This is a genomic window from Brevibacillus nigriterrae (genome assembly GCF_049846925.1).
Taxonomy (GTDB): Bacteria; Bacillota; Bacilli; order Brevibacillales; family Brevibacillaceae; genus Brevibacillus_H.
This window is the reverse complement of record NZ_JBNCMT010000023.1, coordinates 42,274-59,677: the sequence shown is the minus strand read 5'-3', so window position 1 is coordinate 59,677 and position 17,404 is coordinate 42,274. Positions and strand designations below refer to the sequence as shown.

Below are 17,404 nucleotides of genomic sequence, written 5' to 3'. Positions count from 1 at the left end.
TTTATGCAAACTTTCATGAGAAAAAGGCAATACTAATCGTCATAGAATATATAAGAAAAGTTTGAAAATAATCTTTACATAATCTTAACACAAAATGCTTCAAATTAAATTTACCTTTACAATCCTGTCGGATATAATCGTAGAGGTGCAATTTTCCTAAAGGAGTGACGTTTTCTTTTATGCTAAAGTCCAAAAAACATCTATTCTTCGATCTGTTTGAAGAGCAAGTATCCATTTTGCACAAAGGGACCCATCTGTTTTTCGAAATGTTGGGTAACTATCACGATGTGGAAGCAAAAGTGAAGGAAATAAAAGCAGTTGAAAAAGAAGGGGATGCCATCGTTCGCAGAATTATGAACGAGTTGAACTCCACGTTCATCACCCCGCTTGAACGCGAAGATATTGTAGCATTGGCTCATACGATGGACTCTGTTTTGGACTATATTGACGGCGTTGCAGACCGTATGTACTTGTATCAATTGCCACAACCAGATGGTCGTGTGCTTGCACAAGCAAACATCATTGTGAAATGCTCCACGCAATTAATTGAACTTATTCGTACTCTTCGCAAACTTGATCATAAAGTAGTTGCAGCGATTGCAAAAGAGATCAAAGAACTGGAATGGGAATCTGATGCCAATTATCGCAAAATGGTATCCGAGTTGCTCAATAATCCAAATACAGACCCAATTATGGCGATTAAATGGAAAGAGATCTATGATCGACTGGAAGACTGTGCAGATTTCACCGAAGATGTAGCTAACCTAGTTGAAGGGATTGTGCTCAAGAATGCTTAGTCTTTCGCCAGATATGATTATTCTAATTCTGGTCGTAGTAATGGCACTTAGCTTCGACTTTATTAACGGGTTCCACGATACTGCGAATGCAATTGCTACATCAGTATCCACGCGTGCCTTAAGCCCACGAACAGCGATTATTCTCGCTGCTGTGTTTAACCTGGTTGGAGCACTTACCTATACCGGCGTTGCCAAAACCATTGGGGGTAAAATTGCGGACCCTTTTAAGCTAGAAAATGGATTGGTCATTGTACTTGCCGCACTGACGGCAGCGATTCTCTGGAACCTGATTACGTGGTGGTTTGGAATTCCTAGCTCATCCTCGCACGCACTCATCGGTGGTGTAGCCGGGGCCGTTGTCGGAGCAGCGGGTATGGGTTCCATTAACATGGAAGGCTTCGTGAGCATCATCCAAGCGCTGATTGTTTCTCCGCTGGTTGCGTTTGCTGTCGGTTTTATTGTAATCAAGATTGTTTCAGCCATTGTAGCGAACATGCCTTATCATAAAACGAATACCAATTTCCGTTTCTTGCAAGTGCTTTCAGCTTCCTGGCAATCATTCAGCCACGGTGCCAACGATGCACAGAAAACAATGGGTATTATCACATTTGCTTTAATTACAGGCGGTTTTATGGTGCCTGAAAATGGTGATATAGTTATTCCATTGTGGGTTAAGCTTTCTGCTGCCCTCGCAATGGCCTTGGGTACATCGGTTGGTGGATGGCGAATCATTAAAACCATGGGCGGCAAAATCATGAAGATCAAACCAATTAGCGGTTTCTCTGCTGATTTGTCAGCATCAATGATTATCACGATTTTCACAGCATTTGCATTGCCAGTAAGTACGACGCATACTATCTCATCTGCGATTATGGGGGTAGGTGCATCTCAGAAGTTCTCTGCAGTGAAGTGGGGAATGGCTGGACGTATCGTATTTACCTGGATTATTACCTTGCCTGTAACAGGACTTTTAGCTGCAGCTTGTTACGTAGTATTAGACGTATTTCTATAAAAAGTAGGGGCATACTATTCCCAGAACGATTGGGAGGTATGCCCCTTGCTTGATCCGAACACTCCAGGGAATATTCGATCCAGGTACGTTGGTCAATGGTTGTTTTACATCGGCATAGCTGCCATGGTTGTCAGTGCTGCCCTGTATTTGGCTGATGTCTATCAATTCATTTCATGGGATGAGGCGTATACGAATGTAGCAACATACATAAGCTATACCATGTTTGTAGCAGGTGCAATCACTACGCTTATCGGCTACTTGTTTATCAGGAGTTAGCTAATACGTTCCAGTGAGTTTTTGCCAGAAGCTTGGTTTTGGTTTGATTTCAAACATTCGAATTGAATGATAAGGAATAAAAAGCAGTGTATCTTCTTCGTCCTGTAATAGAATTCCGTAAGCTGTGATATTTTGCAAGACACCTTCCATTTCAGGAGAAGGGCTAATACGGCTATCTTGAAAATGTATTGTGATCGGCCTGTCTATATACTCTTCAAGGACGCCCTGATTCATCCGCTCACCTCCTTGATTTTCATATTAACCATTATAAACAGGAAACCGTTGCCCCAATCAGAGGCAACGGTTTTTTTGCTTTCTACTATTTTGTTTTTGTAGGAAGATGAGGATCATGCGGTGTCTGTCTTCTGCTGACATAGACAAGCAAGAACAGACCCAACATGCCCAGACTGAGACTGGTAAACTGTGCTACCCGCAGACCAGCAAACATCAGACTGTCCGTGCGCATGCCTTCAATAAAGAAGCGGCCAAGCGAATAGAGGATCATATAACTGGCAAAAACTTGACCATCATGTCGTTTGAACCGATACAAAAGTATAAGCAAGATGCCAAGTACAAGTAAGTTCCACAGAGACTCATATAAGAAAGTAGGGTGGTAATATACGCCGTCGATAAACATTTGGTTACGGATGAACTCAGGGAAGTTTGCCATGAATTCAGGAGATGCTTCACCGCCATGCGCTTCTTGGTTGATGAAATTTCCCCATCTGCCGATTGCTTGACCGAGAATCACACTCGGCATGATGATATCGCCCATCAAGAAGAAAGGAAGACCGTGTTTTCGAACATAAAGCGCTCCGGCCAGAAAGCCGCCGATTAAACCGCCGTGGATGGCCAGGCCGCCTTTCCATACAGCGAAAACATCCAGTGGACGAGAAGCGTATTGTTCCCATTCAAAAATCACGTAGTAGGCACGGGCACAAATGATGGCTGCAGGAATAATCCACACAACCATATTTAAGATGTGATCAGGATCGATTCCCGCACGTTTGGCGTGATATCTTGCAAAATAGGTTCCCAAGAAGAATGCGGTACCCATAATAATTCCATACCAATGAACTTGGATGGGTCCAAGTGAAATTGCAACCGGGTCTAGCAACGCTTATCTCCTCCTAAACTAGCCATTAATGTAGACAGTATATCACAAGTTGCCGATAGTTTCCTGCCGAGGAGAGTAGCTGTGTGTTTCGTTTTAACAGGATAAGGGTAATACAATGGAAAGAGTGTCAAATTTACCCGAAAAATATCGAAGATTGTGTGAAAAATCACAGCTATAAATTGCAAAGAGAGTAGAGGTGGGATAAAGTGGGAATGAAATATTCGAAATATTATAAAAAAACAAGTTTTTCATCTTAATTACTATTGGAATGTTAGATTGTAGGGGGAGTCACCATGAAAAGTATTCGTTCAAAATTGCTGTTAATTATTATTCCGATCCTCACCATCTCTTTAGTTGGTATCGCATGGATTAACCATTCGAAAGCTACTGACTTTCTCGTGCAGAATTTTCAAGAAAAGTCAGCCGTGGATATTGCCAAACTGAGTGGGGAACTGGATAGCTGGTTACAGGTGCATATTGCCCGGCTTTCAATGATGTCAACCAGTCAACAGGTTGTCACTATGGACCAGAGGACCACCATTACATACTTTAAGGAAATCCAGAAGGAATTGCCCGAGTATTCCACGTTTTTGTATGCGCTTCCAAACGGGGAATCTTATACCTCTCTCGATCAAAAGACAAACATAGCTGATCGCGCCTATTTTAAGGACATTATGGCAGGCAAACCGTATGCAATCTCAGATGTGTTGATACACAAGGTAACTGGTGATCAAATCATTGTCATCGCCTGTCCTGTTAAAGATGAAAACGGTAAGCTGAAAGGTGTATTCGGGGCAACTATAGCGATCAAAACCATTAACGAGTTGGTTGGCAAAGGGAAATATGGTGAAACAGGCTATGCTACTCTGGTTCAAAAAGATGGGACGTTTATCGCTCATCCGAAGGCAGAGTTTGTGATGAAGAATAAAATGCAAGATCTTGGTGTTCCTGAACTTGCAGAAGCACAACAAAAGCTTTCAGCAGGGAAAGGTGATCAGACACGATATACGCTGGACGGAATTGAAAAATTTGCCTTCTATTCTGTAGTTCCGACCACGGGTTGGGGAGTCATAATTACTGCTCCGGTAGATGAAGCGACCAGTCAACTCAAGACGATGGCGATCATCTCATTTGTAACGGCTGCCGTTGTTCTTGCATTTGCAGTTATCGTTGTTACTCTCTTTACCACAAGCTTGATCAAGCCGATCAAACTGCTGACAAATCTGACTACACAGGTAGCAGATGGAGACTTAACGATTAAACTTCAACATAAATCCAAAGATGAGGTTGGCGTCCTGGGCCAAAACTTCAATGAGATGATACACAAAATGCAGGGTGTCTTAACACTGATTAATAAAACGACCGAACACACCAAACGATCCTCTGATACATTGGTTCATAGTAGTGAAGAGACAAAACAATCGGCTGAACAAGTGGCAAGAACGATTTCAGAGCTTGCTTCCGGAACGTCTGATATTGCTGCATCAGTTACCAATGCAACTGACAAAATTAATGAAATCATGGTAACGGTCAATAAAATTTCGCAATATGCGAATGAAATCATTGATGCCTCCCGTCAAAGCAAGCAATCCGCAGCTACGGGAAGAGGGTTTGCCAATCAAGCAGTACAAAAAATGTCCGAGATTGACCAGACTGTAAAACAAACGGCAGACATCATCAATCGATTGGATCATCATTCAAAAGAAATTGGCAATATTGTAGGGATGATTACAAATATTGCGCAGCAAACCAATTTACTGGCACTAAATGCATCTATTGAAGCTGCACGGGCAGGCGATCATGGAAAAGGATTTGCAGTTGTAGCGGAAGAGGTCAGAAAACTGGCAAACGAAACAAGTATCTCAGCAGAAAAGATCTCCAGTCTCATCAAGGAAACGCAAAATGAAAGCCATCGGGCAGTAGAAGCTGTTGAACTCGGTACTCGTGTGGTAGAAGAAGGAACAAATACCGTACAGGAAGCTGGATCAGCGTTCGTAGTCATCGAAGGTCAGATCGATAATGTCCTTGAGAAAAACGTAAGCATTCACCAAAGCATTCAGGACTTGGAGAGAATGGGCCGACAAGTCGTAGGAAATATGGAAGACATCTCTGCGGTGACAGAAGAAGCGGCTGCTGGTTCAGAAGAGGTAAGCGCAGCGAGTGAAGAACAGGCGGCGGCTGCCAATCAGATCTCCATTGACGCACTGGAATTAGCCAAATTGGCTGATGAGCTTCAAGTGATTATGGCGCAGTTCAAGGTTGAGGGCTAAGCCCCGGCCTAAAACAAAGACGAAAAAGGACAACCCATCTGGTACAGCGATTAATGCGTACGATGGGTTGTTTTAATATTTGAAGTTTGGGACCCCGCCCGACGCCAGCGATAGCTTGTGTCGGGTGGGTATTTTACTGTCCGTGCTTAACAATATCGGATTGGTCAGCTTCTGACTGCATGCGTCGTGCGACATCCTTGTTTTGTCCTGTTTTATCAGCCATGGATTGTGCTTTCTCAGCCTCAATCTTTTGTTTGGAAGGGTTTTTTTCAGCCATTGCCCAACACCTCCTTTTTCTGTGTCCATTTTCTTGATTAGTATTGCCAATGGCAAAAAAAATACCTCACTACATTCATGCAGTGAGGTAGCGGTTCATTGATTGCTTCCATTGAAGCATGGCAAGAACGCTCCTATCAGACAATTCTTGCCGGTATGTAAACCGCTTTTCAATTATGGGAGAGGAGAAACCGGAGGAAGAGCTTATGGGGAAACGTAAGTCTTCTCCGCGGTTGTCAGCGACACCGTTGCGTCGCTAGTTCTATTCTTTGCCAAGGAAGAGGCCTTTTATACACGGCTACCGAAAAATGATACAGAGCAAGTGCTTTATTTTACGAGGAATCTATCATATGATAGTATGATTTTATTCTGTACCTGCTTGATTACAGCTTGTGCTGAACCGGGCAGGGCCTCAAAATGAAGGGTTTATAGGTGAAGGATAATGAGAATAATCGCTGGAGATTTCAAGGGGCGTCCACTGTCAGCCGTACCAGGCAAGGGAACCCGTCCAACAACAGACAAAGTCAGAGAATCTATTTTTAATATCATCGGGCCGTATTTTGAAGGTGGAACAGTCCTGGACTTGTATGCAGGTACAGGTGGCTTGGGGATTGAGGCATTGAGCAGGGGCATTGAGAAAGCAGTCTTTATCGATATTGATCCCAAAGCGATTTCTGTCATTAAAGAAAATTTATCGTCCTTCAAACTGGATAATCAGGTTGAGGTTTTCCGTACTGATTCCCATCGAGCCTTGAAGGCATTAACCAAAAGGGAGCTCCAGTTTGATCTGGTGTTTTTAGACCCGCCGTATGCGAAACAAAAAATCGCAGAAGAAATTCAGTTGTTGCAAGACTACAACTTGCTTGCGCCAGATGCACAAATTGTAACTGAGCACGACGCTTCCGTTGTGTTACCTGAAAGTATCGGTACATATGCCAAAGTTCGGTTTGTCACATACGGTGATACCACAGTAAGTATTTTTGAGCGAATTTCCTAAGGGGGAAGACAAATGGTGATAGCAGTTTGCCCAGGAAGTTTTGATCCGGTTACATACGGACATCTTGACATCATTTCAAGAGGTGCCAAAATTTTTGACAAAGTGATTGTAGCCGTATTGGTGAACTCCAAAAAAGACCCACTCTTTACAATCGAAGAACGGTTGGAACTGTTGCGCAAGGTTACAAAGGATTTACCCAACGTCGAGGTCGATACGTTCAGCGGATTGTTAATTGACTACATGCGCACCAAGGAAGCAAGGGTACTGCTAAAAGGGTTGCGTGCCGTTTCTGATTTCGAATATGAAATGCAAATGGCTTCTATCAACCGCAAGCTTGATGAGGATGTGGAAACATTTTTCGTGATGACAAATAATCAGTATTCCTATTTAAGCTCCAGCATTGTCAAGGAAGTGGCGAGGTATCATGCGCCAGTAACAGACCTGGTTCCACCAGACGTAGAGAAGGCGCTATTGACCAAGTTTCCCAAGCCTACTACTTGATGATACGGCTCGGAATGCGTTTCAAGGTGACGTAGAGAATCAGTAATACAATAGCAATGATTCCGACTGTAAACGCCGAATGGCTGATGTGATACAACCAGGTATGAACAGGGGGCAAATGCTTGTTTGTATAAAAAACAGGCAGTGCGGCTGAAGCTGTTTGGGTAAAATGCTCCAAGGGCTTCCAAAGCAAGATCGTCAGGAAGGCAGACAGAAAGGCATGGATGCCTCGTCCGATCAAGTAAGGACCTACTTTGATGTCGGTTTTACTTAAAATGCTCGCAACCTGAGCATGAACACTAAGTCCACCCCAAGAAAGAATCGCACTTGCAACGGCAGCCTTCCACATCATGGATACCTGTCCGGTTACTTCACTGGCTGTTTGTGCACCGAGGGTAACCTCGAACAATCCGGCAATCAACGCTTTACTAAATGATGTAGGAAAGCCAAATGGCATCAAAAAGACAGCAAGAAAATGGCTTAACGCATCGGTCACTTTTACTTCTGACAGGAGCTGTAGCATCACCGAAAAAACGATTATAAATCCACCTACCATAAACAGTGTTTGCAAGGCCGATGAGACAGCGTCGCCCATTAACTTGCCAAAAGGCCGATGATCTTTCAGTCTGGCACGATGCATGGCTTGCAGGGCTCTGTATATGACAGGATTGTCATCTTTTTTGAGTTGTCTTGTCGATGGTGCCTCCGTAGAGTAGAACCGGTAGAGAATCCCGAGTAAAATGGCCGATGAGTAGTGCGTGATGGCCAAAATGTATCCGAGCTGCTCACTGTGAAAGAACCCGACAGCAACTGCACCGATGACAAACAGAGGGTCGCCAGTTGTTGTAAATGTAACTAGACGCTCTCCTTCCGCACGGGTGATATTCCCTTGTTCCCGCAAGCTTGTCGTTAATTTTGCTGCAACCGGATATCCGGAAGAAAAGCCCATCGTGAGTACGAATCCGCCTGTTCCCGGTACATTGAAAAACGGTCGCATCAGCGGCTCGAGCAGTACACCAACGAAATGTACGACCCCAACCCCCATCAGGATTTCGGAGACAACGATAAAAGGCAACAGGGCAGGAAAAACAACTTCCCACCAAATCTTCAAGCCTTCTACTGCTGCTCGAAAAGACGTTTCGGGATTCGTAATGAGAGTTATCACGAGAGCAATGGACGAAATAGCGAGTGTAAGTGTTAAAAACGGAGATCGGTGTGCCATACATTCCTCCTGGACGTATGAGAGATAGTACATGTCTACGTAAAGATGGACGAAACTATGCAATAGAAGATACATATTCATTTGGGGAGGGGGGATAGCTTGTGGCTTCCAAACAAAAACCAAAAATCGGGTTAGCCCTCGGATCGGGAGGAGCTAGAGGCTTTGCACATATTGGTGTGTTGAAAGTGTTTGAAGAGCATAGTATTCCAATCGACTTGGTTGCAGGAAGCAGCATGGGGAGTTTCATCGGAGCCGTCTATGCCAACAATATCCAACCGCACATGATGGAAAAACTGGCGATGAATTTGAAGCGGAAGCACTGGTTGGACCTGACTGTACCGAATATGGGCCTCGTCTCAGGGCAAAAAATCAAGGAATTGATCAGGCTGCTCACTCACGGTAAAAAGATTGAAGAGCTGCCCAAACCACTGGCCATTGTCGCCACAGATATTGAGAATGGGGAAAGGGTTGTTTTTCGAGAGGGACCAATCGACGTTGCCGTGAGAGCCAGTATCTCCATTCCCGGCATATTTGTTCCAGAAAGAGTAGGGGAGCGCCTGTTGGTTGATGGGGGCGTAATTGATCGGGTACCCATAACGGTTACGAGAGAGATGGGAGCGGACATCGTTCTCGCAGTTGATGTTGGCCACATTGACAAAAAAATGAAAGTGACGTCCATTTTTGATGTCATCGCACAAGCAATTGATGTGATGGAACGAGAAATTTTTCGACACAGGATGCTTTCTGCGGATTTGGTCATTCGCCCCGATGTAGGGCACCATAGCAGCATTAACTATACGGGAATTGAAGATATCATTGCAGAAGGCGAGCGGGCTGCGCTAGAGAACGTAGATCGAATTAAGGAATTGATTGAGAATTGGGGGAACACCGATGAATCAAACTGTTGAACATCGCTCCGACAGCATGAAAAAACGTCTGCGATGGAGCTTCGTGGCTCTGATCGTCACATTGGTCTGTCTGTTTTATATACCGCTTCCGTATTACATAACCAGACCGGGTTCCGCCATTGAGCTTTCACCTATTATTCAAGTAGAGGACGGTACCAAGGACGAGAAGGGCACCTTCATGTTGACAACGGTTCGTATGGGAGAAGCGAAGCTGCTGTGGTATCTATACTCCAAGATATCTCCCGATGTAGAGCTGATTGATAAAAATCTGGTACTCAGTCATGGAGAATCTGACGAGGATTTTACGCAAAGAGAGCTTGAAGTCATGCGAAATTCACAGAAGCTGGCGGAAGCTGTTGCGTTCAAACGTGCAGGGTACCCTGTCAATATCGAAAACCACGGAGTCCTGGTGATGGGTACTATTGCGGGGATGCCAGCCAAAGAAGTATTAAAAGTAGGCGATGTCATCACAAAAGTGGACCAGACCAAGCTGATTACCACGCAAGAATTGCTAGATTATCTGAAGCAAAAGAAACCGGGTGATACCATTACGGTAACCTATAATCGGAATGGAAAAGAAAATTCCGGCACGATTACCTTAAAGGCCCTGCCTGACGAAAGTGGCCATGCCACTAGTCGTGTAGGACTTGGGATTCGTCCGGAAAACAAGCAGGTAATCGAGATTCCCAAGAAAGTAACAATTTCTGCTGAAGGGATTGGCGGCCCATCGGCGGGCTTGATGATGTCTTTGGAAATATACGAACAACTTGAGAAAAAAACGGACATTACAAAAGGATACCGCATTGCGGGAACAGGGACCATCTCGGCAGATGGCACAGTGGGGCGTATCGGTGGGATCAATCACAAAATCATTGCTGCTGATAAAGCAGGTGCCGAAATTTTCTTTGCTCCAGATGAGGCGACCACGGGTGATGTTGTATCGAACTATCAGGAAGCAGTAGAAACTGCCAAGAGAATCGGCACCAAGATGATTGTCGTCCCTGTCAAAACTTTTGACGATGCGATTACGTATTTAACGAATCTGAAAGCGAAGCAGAGTTAAGCGGTTGTTGTTGGTACTCTGCAAGGAAGTTCGTTGAGCGATTTGTGGGCTGGCCAAGCTGATAAACCATGCTGGCCCGCAAGTCAAGGTCAAGCATAGGATGCAGCCCGTCCTTTACTTTTGTAACAAGTGGGATGGCTGACTTTTTTCTGGCTTCTCGCAAAAGGGCTTGACCCTTTTCGCTAAAACCGAGAATTCTTGCATAAGGAGCGCCTTCACGCAAACGGAACGCTCGAACATCTGATTTCTTCAGATCGAGCAGGACAGAAAGCAGCATTCGTTGTAGACGGTTCCAGGTAATCCGGCGATTTTTGGCTTGAGTGAGAAGGTCATGAATGGAATGACTTTGTTTTGCTTGCGCAAGTATTCGGTACTCCATTCCCTCTTCAATCTCGTGGTAGTCTGCCAGTTTCTCTGGTGTGAGCTGGAGCAAGCGATGAAACAGAGGATGTGTGAAATTGTTCCATGAAACAGGTCCTGTCCCATTCTGAAACTCTCTGTTCATTACAAGCAAAGTCGTTTCAGGAACGTAGGACGCAAGATCGGGCAAGTCTTTTTGATCTTCAAAAAGAAGCTTGCGCAGAGCAGTTGCACTGGCAATCTGCTGATCCGTTATGGTTTTTTGGTGATAGCCTGCCTTTTGGCGTTCAATCGTGGTCGCTTCCATTCTGCTTCCGAGACGCTCAAGAGCAAGCAGATAGTTAAATCCGAGAATGTTGTTCGGCTGATCTAGGGGAGTCTCGATAAATCCGAGAGATTGCATGTATTGGCTCGCCGCTTGTGCATAAGCTATGGGGTAAGCGTTCCCTTGATCCAGTTTTTCTTTCAGGATTTCTTTGAAAGAAGCTGGTTCAACTGCCAGATGCTTGGCAAGCGTATGCATCCATTCAATCGAGCCACTCTCACTTCCAAAACAGATGGCGTCAACAACACCGAGTCTGTCGAGTATCGAAATGGCTCCATGAGCGAACATCTCAGCGTTGGAAGTGGCATAAACGACGGGAAGTTCAATGACCAAATCAACGCCCAATCGTAGAGCCATTTCAGCACGAGCACGTTTGTGCAGGAGGGCAGGCTCGCCTCGCTGCAGGAAATTACCGCTCATCACGATGACACATGCATCGGCGCCTGTTTTTTCCTTGGCCGCTTCGAAATGGTATTTATGGCCGTTGTGCAGTGGATTATATTCAACAACCAGTCCAACTGTTTTCATTCATAACCGTCCTTTACTTGACCATTTTCTTCTAGTGTAAGGATGCTTGACTCAGTTGGCAAACGTTACAAAGTATTTGCTTTTTCTCAAGTAAGGTGTCAAGCAAAATTGGTTGACAAAGGATTTGGTAACAGATATAATCATCCTTGTTGTGCATGAGGTGAAAGAATATGAATATTAAATTGACAGAATTAGATCATCGAAAAGGTGAAGCCTTGCCTTTCCACACAACGTTAGACCCGCAAGAGTTGAAATCTCGTCATCAGGAGATTACCGACTTGTCACAGGTCAATGCAAGTGGTGAAGCCGCTCTGCTCGGTGGACTGTACTATGTAAAAGGCAAAATGGAGGCAGATGTTGATTTTGTCTGTGCTCGCTGCTTGAAGCCGTTTCGGGAACACATGAATGTTTCTTTTGACGAAACGTTCGCATCGGACAAGTCAGAAGTGGACTATGACGAAGATAGCGATATTCATCTCGTTAGCGGGGATGAAATTGAGCTGGATCCGATTCTTCAAGAAGATTTTCTTCTTGCACTGCCGATTATTCCGCTTTGTGAAGAAGATTGTCAGGGGCTTTGCCCGACCTGCGGTACCAACTGGAACGAGAAGAAATGTTCGTGCAACAACGAACGGATTGACCCTCGTCTGGCAGGACTTGCAGATTTATTCAAAAAGGAATAACCGAGAATTACTTTTGTTTTCAGAATGTGGCTTACAATCGTTTTGATGGTTAGCTTCATTTTTGAACGGATGGTATTCCATCCATATATGTTCACCTCTGGATTTGCTGCTCTTCGATAAAAAGAGTGCTTCAATAGAGGGTGTAAACAATAATTGAGACACATCAGTTGAAGGAGGTGTAAGGAAGATGGCAGTACCTCAACGGAGAACTTCCAAAACTCGTAAAAGAATGCGTCGTACGCACTTCAAATTAGAGATTCCAGGCATGATCAAATGCGATAACTGTGGCGAACACAAGCTTTCCCACCGCGTATGCCCAAGCTGCGGAACTTACAAAGGCGAAAAAATCGCGAAGTAATAACGTCGAAGAACAGGGGAGTAACATCCTCTGTTCTTTTTTTTGTGAAAAACGTCTCGACGTTTTTACCGAAGCACATGCTAGATGTTACGCTGAGGTACCGTGTCATTAAAGTGGATGTGACCGCATGCGGTCAGCAAAAACGGTCATGGCCGTTTTTGTGCCAATTGTCCGTTGGTGGGAAAACATGTTCACGGGGTTGTAAAAGTGACGAGAATCCGTTATACTCTTTTTAGTACCTGGTATTAAAAACTGATCTTAATATTCAGTTTTCTTTCGCTTTTTACATACATACATTTATTTTTTATGGGGGGGTTGGCTAATATGCGATTACCCAAAAAAGATCGTCAAACACAGCTAATCAACTTCTTGCAAGATAACCCCTTTGCAACGGATGAAGAACTTGCAGGACAATATCACGTAAGTATCCAGACGATTCGGCTCGACCGGTTGGAATTGGGAATTCCTGAACTGCGCGAGAGGATCAAAAATGTGGCAGAAAAAAGCTTCGATCATGTAAAATCGCTTGGGATTGATGAAGTGATTGGGGAAGTGATCGATTTGCAGCTCGATTCACATGGTATCTCTGTACTTGAAATAAAAGAAGACCATGTATTTACTCGAACACAGATCGCCCGTGGTCATTACATATTTGCACAAGCCAACTCGCTCGCTGTTGCTGTCATTGATGCAGACGTTGCATTGACCGCAACCGCACGCATTCGATTCATTCGCCCGGTGAAGCTTGGTGAGAAATTGATAGCCAAAGCAGTTGTCCGTTCACATAAGGGAGACGAAAGCAGGGTACGGGTTGAAACCAAGGTACAGGGAGAAACAGTGTTCACTGCCACCTTCCGTGTATTTCGACAACGTTTTCAACCGGAAGATTAGCGGATTGTAGTCTGAGGAGGAATTCCATTTGCGTATCGCCATAGATGCCATGGGAGGCGATCTTGCTCCGCGCAGCAACGTAGAAGGCGCATTGCAAGCTGTCTCGTCTGATCCATCGCTAACTGTAGTATTGGTAGGTAATGAACAAGAGATAAAAAAGGTCTTGCCCGGTAATGTTCCCGCAGGAATTGAGATTCGCCACACAACAGAAGTAATCGAAGCAGATGATGAGCCTGTTCGTGCCGTTCGACGCAAAAAAGACTCGTCAATGGTTGTTGCGGCAGATCTGACTCGAAAGCAAGAAGTAGACGCATTTATTTCTGCTGGGAATACGGGAGCCTTGATGACAGCAGGACTGTTAATCACAGGACGCAATATAGGCATTGAGCGCCCGGCACTGGCAGCGTTGATCCCGAACACCAAAGGCAGCGTGACGCTCGTATTGGATGTCGGTGCAAACATGGATGCCAAACCGCTCCATTTGCTCCAGTATGCCATCATGGGCAGCCTCTATGTGGAAAAGGTGCTTGGGCTGTCGAAGCCCCGTGTTGGTTTGCTTAACGTAGGAACAGAAGAAGCGAAGGGAAATGAACTGACCAAAGAGGTTTATCCCATGCTTTCGGGAGCGAACATCAACTTTATTGGCAATGTGGAAGCCAGAGATGTCATGACTGGTGAGTGTGATGTACTGGTAAGTGATGGGTTTGCAGGAAATGTACTGCTTAAGTCCATTGAAGGTGTAGCGTCTGCCGTTTTTTCACAATTAAAGCAGGAATTAACTTCCAATTTCTTGAATAAGGTAGCTGCTGCCATCCTGAAGCCTAGCCTTGTTCGTTTCAAAAATCGAATGGATTATGCTGAATACGGAGGCGCTCCATTACTTGGCCTTCGCCAGCCAGTGATCAAGGCGCATGGTTCATCGGATGCACGTGCAATCAAAAATGCGATTCATGCTGCGGCTCGATTCGTCAAGCTTGGTGTGAACGATTCGATCCAGCAAGAATTGAAATCCATTAATACAACAGAAAGCGAGTGAATGGGATGAATGGATTGCGCTCAGTAGGAATATTGGCAACCGGTTCTTATACACCTGACAGGGTTTTGACAAATAAAGACTTAGAAAAAATGGTGGAGACATCTGATGAATGGATCATTTCCCGTACTGGAATTCGTGAACGTCGGATCGCAGCTCCTGAGCAAGCAGCTTCTGACCTCGCGTATGAAGCCGCAGTAAAAGCTTTGGCTAAAGCCAATCTTACTGCAGATCAGCTTGATATGATCATTGTTGCAACCGTTACGCCGGACACCATGTTCCCGTCGACTGCCTGCATCCTGCAAGAAAAGCTGGGAGCTACTAAAGCCAGTGCACTTGATGTTTCTGCGGCTTGCACAGGCTTTTTATACGGCATAACAACGGCTACACAATTCATCACTACTGGAATGTATCGCTATATTCTCGTCATTGGTGTAGAAGTACTTTCCAAGATTGTGGACTACGAAGATCGAAATACATGTGTCCTTTTTGGAGACGGCGCAGGAGCGGCCATTCTTGGTCCAGTGGCAGAGGAATACGGGTTTAAAGCATTTGATTTGGGAGCAGACGGTTCAGGCGGATGCCTTTTATCCCAACCTGCCGGCGGTTCGAGAATCCCTGCCAGCAAGGAATCAATTGAGAACAAGCTGCATTACGTACAGATGACTGGCGGCGAAGTGTTCAAATTTGCTGTGCGGGTGATGAATTCTGCAACAGAAACCGTGCTGGAGAAATCAGGCATGACCAAGGAAGACATCTCCCTGCTTGTTCCTCACCAGGCAAACTTCCGCATTATTGATGCGGCGATCAAGCGATTTGGCTTGTCAGAGGACAAAGTTGCAATCAATCTCGATCGCTACGGAAACATGTCATCTGCTTCGATCCCTGTTGCATTAGATGAAGCAGTGCAAGCAGGACGTTTGCAGGAAGGCGACACCGTCATTCTCGTCGGTTTCGGCGGGGGTCTTACTTGGGGTGCAGCGTTGTGCAAGTGGTCTGTGAAGGAAGCAAAATAATTCCCCAGAGGATAAAGAGCACAGAAGGAGTTGAGCTGATTCATGAGCAAAATTGCCTTGGTATTCCCGGGTCAGGGTTCTCAATTTGTAGGTATGGGAGCGGAGTTGATTACAAAATCGGCTGCTGCCAAAGCCATTTTCGATAAAGCAGACGAAGCGCTAGGAGTTTCTCTTTCCACGATTTGTTTCGAAGGACCGGAAGAACAACTGCGATTAACGGTAAATACTCAACCAGCCATTCTGACTATGAGTGTGGCGGTATTGGAAGCAATCAAGGAAAAGCATCCTGATGTACGTGCTGATTTTACGGCTGGTCACAGTTTGGGTGAATACTCAGCGCTAGTCGCGGCGGGAGCTCTATCGTTTGAAGACGCAGTGAAGACAGTACGTGCTCGTGGACAGTTCATGGAAGAAGCCGTCCCGGCAGGTCAGGGAGCAATGTCTGCAGTCCTTGGGATGGAGCGAGAAGTACTTCATCAGGTGTGCGAAGCTGTCAGCGCAGAAGGATTCCCTGTACAGCTTGCGAATCTGAATTCGCCAGGACAGATTGTAATTTCAGGAAGTGCAGAAGGCGTGAAGCTGGCAGGGGAGAAAGCCAAAGAGAGTGGTGCCAAACGGGTAATGCCTCTCAACGTGAGCGGTCCTTTCCACTCTTCCTTGATGGCCCCGGCAGCAGAAAAGCTCTCAAGTGTCCTTGACGGGATTTCCATTCAGGATGCACACACGCCGGTTGTCGCAAATGTCAGTGCAACGGCTGTTACCTCTTCTGCGGAAATCAAGCAAAGCCTGGTGCAGCAAGTGGCGTCACCGGTATTGTGGGAAGACTCTGTTTTGTACATGGTCGAGCAAGGGGTAACAACCTTTATTGAAGTAGGTCCAGGCAAAGTTCTCGCAGGGCTCATTAAAAAAATTGCGCCGAAAGAGGTTCAAATCTTTGCTGTTCAAGACATGGAGTCATTGGAAGAACTGTTGAGCGGAGGGATTTTATGTTAGCTGGTAAAGTAGCGCTGGTCACAGGTGCTTCTCGTGGAATCGGTCGTGCCATTGCACTTCGTTTGGCAAAAGAAGGAGCGAATGTCGCTGTTAACTACTCTGGCAGTGAAGCAGCAGCAGCCGAAACGGTAGAAGCGATCAAAGCATTGGGCCGCGAAGCGATTATGGTTCGTGCCAATGTGGGCAATGCTGATGAAGTGAACGACATGTTCAAAGCCGTGCTCGATCAATTCGGGCAGGTTGACATTCTCGTCAATAACGCAGGTATCACTCGTGATAATCTGATCATGCGGATGAAGGAAGACGAGTGGGATGATGTCATTGATATCAACCTCAAAGGGGTATTCAATTGCATCAAGGCTGCTACTCGTCCAATGATGAAGCAAAGAAGTGGTCGCATCATCAATATTACTTCTGTAGTAGGGGTAATGGGTAACGCAGGGCAGGCCAATTATGTAGCGGCTAAGGCAGGCGTAATCGGCTTGACCAAAACAACCGCTCGAGAGCTGGCATCCCGTAACATTACAGTGAATGCAGTTGCTCCAGGATTCATCGATACGGATATGACGTCCAAACTGCCGGAAGATGTGCGCAGCGGTCTGATGACTCAAATTCCATTAGGACGGTTGGGGCAGGCTGATGACATTGCACAAGTAGTTTTGTTCCTTGCTTCCGACGCAGCAAATTATATGACGGGGCAAACATTGCATGTCGATGGCGGCATGTACATGTAAGCTGGTTTTTACCAAGGACATCCCGTATAATACTGGGAGAGGGG

At 45.5% G+C, this 17,404-nt stretch carries 20 protein-coding genes; 15 read left to right on the top strand and 5 right to left on the bottom strand.

From position 1 onward, the window contains the following. Nucleotides 1–179 precede the first annotated feature (179 nt). The 3 genes from ACPW7N_RS17160 to ACPW7N_RS17150 are packed head-to-tail and all read left to right on the top strand — an operon-like array spanning nt 180 to nt 2,085. Nucleotides 180–797, top strand: coding sequence for a DUF47 domain-containing protein (locus tag ACPW7N_RS17160; protein WP_425652334.1), 618 nt, complete (start codon nt 180–182; stop codon nt 795–797). Further along, nucleotides 790–1,809, top strand: coding sequence for an inorganic phosphate transporter (locus ACPW7N_RS17155; RefSeq protein ID WP_425652333.1), 1,020 nt, complete (start codon nt 790–792; stop codon nt 1,807–1,809). Before ACPW7N_RS17160 ends, ACPW7N_RS17155 begins: the two co-directional genes overlap by 8 nt. A 45-nt stretch (nt 1,810–1,854) precedes the next feature. Then, nucleotides 1,855–2,085 (top strand): hypothetical protein, encoded by a 231-nt coding sequence (locus ACPW7N_RS17150; RefSeq protein ID WP_425652332.1) that lies wholly within the window; start codon nt 1,855–1,857, stop codon nt 2,083–2,085. Here ACPW7N_RS17150 and ACPW7N_RS17145 read toward each other — a convergent pair whose 3' ends face one another. Then, complete coding sequence (locus ACPW7N_RS17145) at nt 2,086–2,319, bottom strand: hypothetical protein (protein ID WP_425652331.1); 234 nt, start codon at nt 2,317–2,319, stop codon at nt 2,086–2,088. It lies immediately after the preceding gene. A gap of 85 nt (nt 2,320–2,404) precedes the next feature. Beyond that, nucleotides 2,405–3,202: a prolipoprotein diacylglyceryl transferase gene (gene lgt, locus ACPW7N_RS17140; RefSeq protein WP_425652330.1), complete on the bottom strand. Its 798-nt coding sequence runs from the start codon at nt 3,200–3,202 to the stop codon at nt 2,405–2,407. Nucleotides 3,203–3,495: 293 nt separating this feature from the next. Here lgt and ACPW7N_RS17135 point away from each other — a divergent pair, with 293 nt between their 5' ends. Continuing rightward, nucleotides 3,496–5,472, top strand: a complete 1,977-nt coding sequence (locus ACPW7N_RS17135) for a methyl-accepting chemotaxis protein (protein ID WP_425652329.1) — start codon at nt 3,496–3,498, stop codon at nt 5,470–5,472. A gap of 133 nt (nt 5,473–5,605) precedes the next feature. Here the strand turns inward: ACPW7N_RS17135 and ACPW7N_RS17130 are convergent, their stop codons facing one another. Continuing rightward, nucleotides 5,606–5,749: a hypothetical protein gene (locus ACPW7N_RS17130; protein ID WP_425652328.1), complete on the bottom strand. Its 144-nt coding sequence runs from the start codon at nt 5,747–5,749 to the stop codon at nt 5,606–5,608. Nucleotides 5,750–6,190: 441 nt separating this feature from the next. On the opposite strand from ACPW7N_RS17130, the gene rsmD reads away from it, so the two are divergent. Together rsmD and coaD are read left to right on the top strand one after the other, a co-directional pair. After that, nucleotides 6,191–6,745 carry a 16S rRNA (guanine(966)-N(2))-methyltransferase RsmD gene (gene rsmD / locus ACPW7N_RS17125; protein ID WP_425652327.1) on the top strand — a complete coding sequence of 185 codons (555 nt, stop codon included), beginning with the start codon at nt 6,191–6,193 and terminating at the stop codon, nt 6,743–6,745. Nucleotides 6,746–6,757: 12 nt separating this feature from the next. Continuing rightward, entirely contained in the window at nt 6,758–7,246 is a 489-nt protein-coding gene (gene coaD, locus ACPW7N_RS17120; protein WP_425652326.1) for a pantetheine-phosphate adenylyltransferase, read from the top strand. Here the strand turns inward: coaD and ylbJ are convergent. Beyond that, nucleotides 7,239–8,468: a sporulation integral membrane protein YlbJ gene (gene ylbJ / locus ACPW7N_RS17115; protein ID WP_425652325.1), complete on the bottom strand. Its 1,230-nt coding sequence runs from the start codon at nt 8,466–8,468 to the stop codon at nt 7,239–7,241. The two genes, coaD and ylbJ, sit on opposite strands and share 8 nt — an antisense overlap. 101 nt (nt 8,469–8,569) lie before the next feature. On the opposite strand from ylbJ, the gene ACPW7N_RS17110 reads away from it, so the two are divergent. Next, complete coding sequence (locus tag ACPW7N_RS17110) at nt 8,570–9,376, top strand: patatin-like phospholipase family protein (protein ID WP_425652324.1); 807 nt, start codon at nt 8,570–8,572, stop codon at nt 9,374–9,376. Further along, the gene (locus tag ACPW7N_RS17105) at nt 9,360–10,439 is read left to right on the top strand and encodes a SepM family pheromone-processing serine protease (protein WP_425652323.1); all 1,080 of its coding nucleotides are present in this window, start codon (nt 9,360–9,362) and stop codon (nt 10,437–10,439) included. The genes ACPW7N_RS17110 and ACPW7N_RS17105 overlap by 17 nt, the downstream gene beginning before the upstream one ends. On the opposite strand, the gene ACPW7N_RS17100 is transcribed toward ACPW7N_RS17105, so the two are convergent. Continuing rightward, on the bottom strand, nt 10,402–11,652 hold the full coding sequence (locus ACPW7N_RS17100; RefSeq protein WP_425652322.1) for a nucleotidyltransferase: 1,251 nt from the start codon (nt 11,650–11,652) through the stop codon (nt 10,402–10,404). The genes ACPW7N_RS17105 and ACPW7N_RS17100 overlap by 38 nt on opposite strands. Before the next feature lie 170 nt (nt 11,653–11,822). Here ACPW7N_RS17100 and ACPW7N_RS17095 point away from each other — a divergent pair, with 170 nt between their 5' ends. From ACPW7N_RS17095 to fabG, 7 genes are all read left to right on the top strand, one after another. Next, nucleotides 11,823–12,335, top strand: coding sequence for a YceD family protein (locus ACPW7N_RS17095; RefSeq protein ID WP_425652321.1), 513 nt, complete (start codon nt 11,823–11,825; stop codon nt 12,333–12,335). Nucleotides 12,336–12,522: 187 nt separating this feature from the next. Next, entirely contained in the window at nt 12,523–12,693 is a 171-nt protein-coding gene (rpmF, locus tag ACPW7N_RS17090) for a 50S ribosomal protein L32 (protein ID WP_425652320.1), read from the top strand. Nucleotides 12,694–12,999: 306 nt separating this feature from the next. Beyond that, nucleotides 13,000–13,584: a transcription factor FapR gene (fapR, locus tag ACPW7N_RS17085; RefSeq protein WP_425652319.1), complete on the top strand. Its 585-nt coding sequence runs from the start codon at nt 13,000–13,002 to the stop codon at nt 13,582–13,584. A 28-nt stretch (nt 13,585–13,612) separates the two neighbouring features. After that, the gene (gene plsX, locus ACPW7N_RS17080) at nt 13,613–14,620 is read left to right on the top strand and encodes a phosphate acyltransferase PlsX (RefSeq protein ID WP_425652318.1); all 1,008 of its coding nucleotides are present in this window, start codon (nt 13,613–13,615) and stop codon (nt 14,618–14,620) included. 5 nt (nt 14,621–14,625) lie between these two features. Continuing rightward, entirely contained in the window at nt 14,626–15,633 is a 1,008-nt protein-coding gene (locus ACPW7N_RS17075) for a beta-ketoacyl-ACP synthase III (protein WP_425652317.1), read from the top strand. A gap of 42 nt (nt 15,634–15,675) precedes the next feature. Beyond that, nucleotides 15,676–16,626: an ACP S-malonyltransferase gene (fabD, locus tag ACPW7N_RS17070; protein WP_425652316.1), complete on the top strand. Its 951-nt coding sequence runs from the start codon at nt 15,676–15,678 to the stop codon at nt 16,624–16,626. Next, nucleotides 16,620–17,360, top strand: a complete 741-nt coding sequence (fabG, locus tag ACPW7N_RS17065) for a 3-oxoacyl-[acyl-carrier-protein] reductase (protein ID WP_425652315.1) — start codon at nt 16,620–16,622, stop codon at nt 17,358–17,360. The genes fabD and fabG overlap by 7 nt, the downstream gene beginning before the upstream one ends. The last annotated feature ends 44 nt before the right edge of the window (nt 17,361–17,404 follow it).

Bases quoted from the DNA above. Each gene is read 5' to 3' on its own strand.
- coaD (WP_425652326.1), top strand. From the start codon at position 6,758: ATGGTGATAGCAGTTTGCCCAGGAAGTTTTGATCCGGTTACATACGGA.
- fabG (WP_425652315.1), top strand. From the start codon at position 16,620: ATGTTAGCTGGTAAAGTAGCGCTGGTCACAGGTGCTTCTCGTGGAATC.
- ACPW7N_RS17075 (WP_425652317.1), top strand. From the start codon at position 14,626: ATGAATGGATTGCGCTCAGTAGGAATATTGGCAACCGGTTCTTATACA.
- rsmD (WP_425652327.1), top strand. From the start codon at position 6,191: ATGAGAATAATCGCTGGAGATTTCAAGGGGCGTCCACTGTCAGCCGTA.
- ACPW7N_RS17130 (WP_425652328.1), bottom strand. From the start codon at position 5,749: ATGGCTGAAAAAAACCCTTCCAAACAAAAGATTGAGGCTGAGAAAGCA.
- ACPW7N_RS17145 (WP_425652331.1), bottom strand. From the start codon at position 2,319: ATGAATCAGGGCGTCCTTGAAGAGTATATAGACAGGCCGATCACAATA.
- ACPW7N_RS17155 (WP_425652333.1), top strand. From the start codon at position 790: ATGCTTAGTCTTTCGCCAGATATGATTATTCTAATTCTGGTCGTAGTA.
- ACPW7N_RS17160 (WP_425652334.1), top strand. From the start codon at position 180: ATGCTAAAGTCCAAAAAACATCTATTCTTCGATCTGTTTGAAGAGCAA.
- fapR (WP_425652319.1), top strand. From the start codon at position 13,000: ATGGGGGGGTTGGCTAATATGCGATTACCCAAAAAAGATCGTCAAACA.
- fabD (WP_425652316.1), top strand. From the start codon at position 15,676: ATGAGCAAAATTGCCTTGGTATTCCCGGGTCAGGGTTCTCAATTTGTA.
- ylbJ (WP_425652325.1), bottom strand. From the start codon at position 8,468: ATGGCACACCGATCTCCGTTTTTAACACTTACACTCGCTATTTCGTCC.
- rpmF (WP_425652320.1), top strand. From the start codon at position 12,523: ATGGCAGTACCTCAACGGAGAACTTCCAAAACTCGTAAAAGAATGCGT.
- ACPW7N_RS17095 (WP_425652321.1), top strand. From the start codon at position 11,823: ATGAATATTAAATTGACAGAATTAGATCATCGAAAAGGTGAAGCCTTG.
- ACPW7N_RS17100 (WP_425652322.1), bottom strand. From the start codon at position 11,652: ATGAAAACAGTTGGACTGGTTGTTGAATATAATCCACTGCACAACGGC.
- ACPW7N_RS17135 (WP_425652329.1), top strand. From the start codon at position 3,496: ATGAAAAGTATTCGTTCAAAATTGCTGTTAATTATTATTCCGATCCTC.
- ACPW7N_RS17105 (WP_425652323.1), top strand. From the start codon at position 9,360: ATGAATCAAACTGTTGAACATCGCTCCGACAGCATGAAAAAACGTCTG.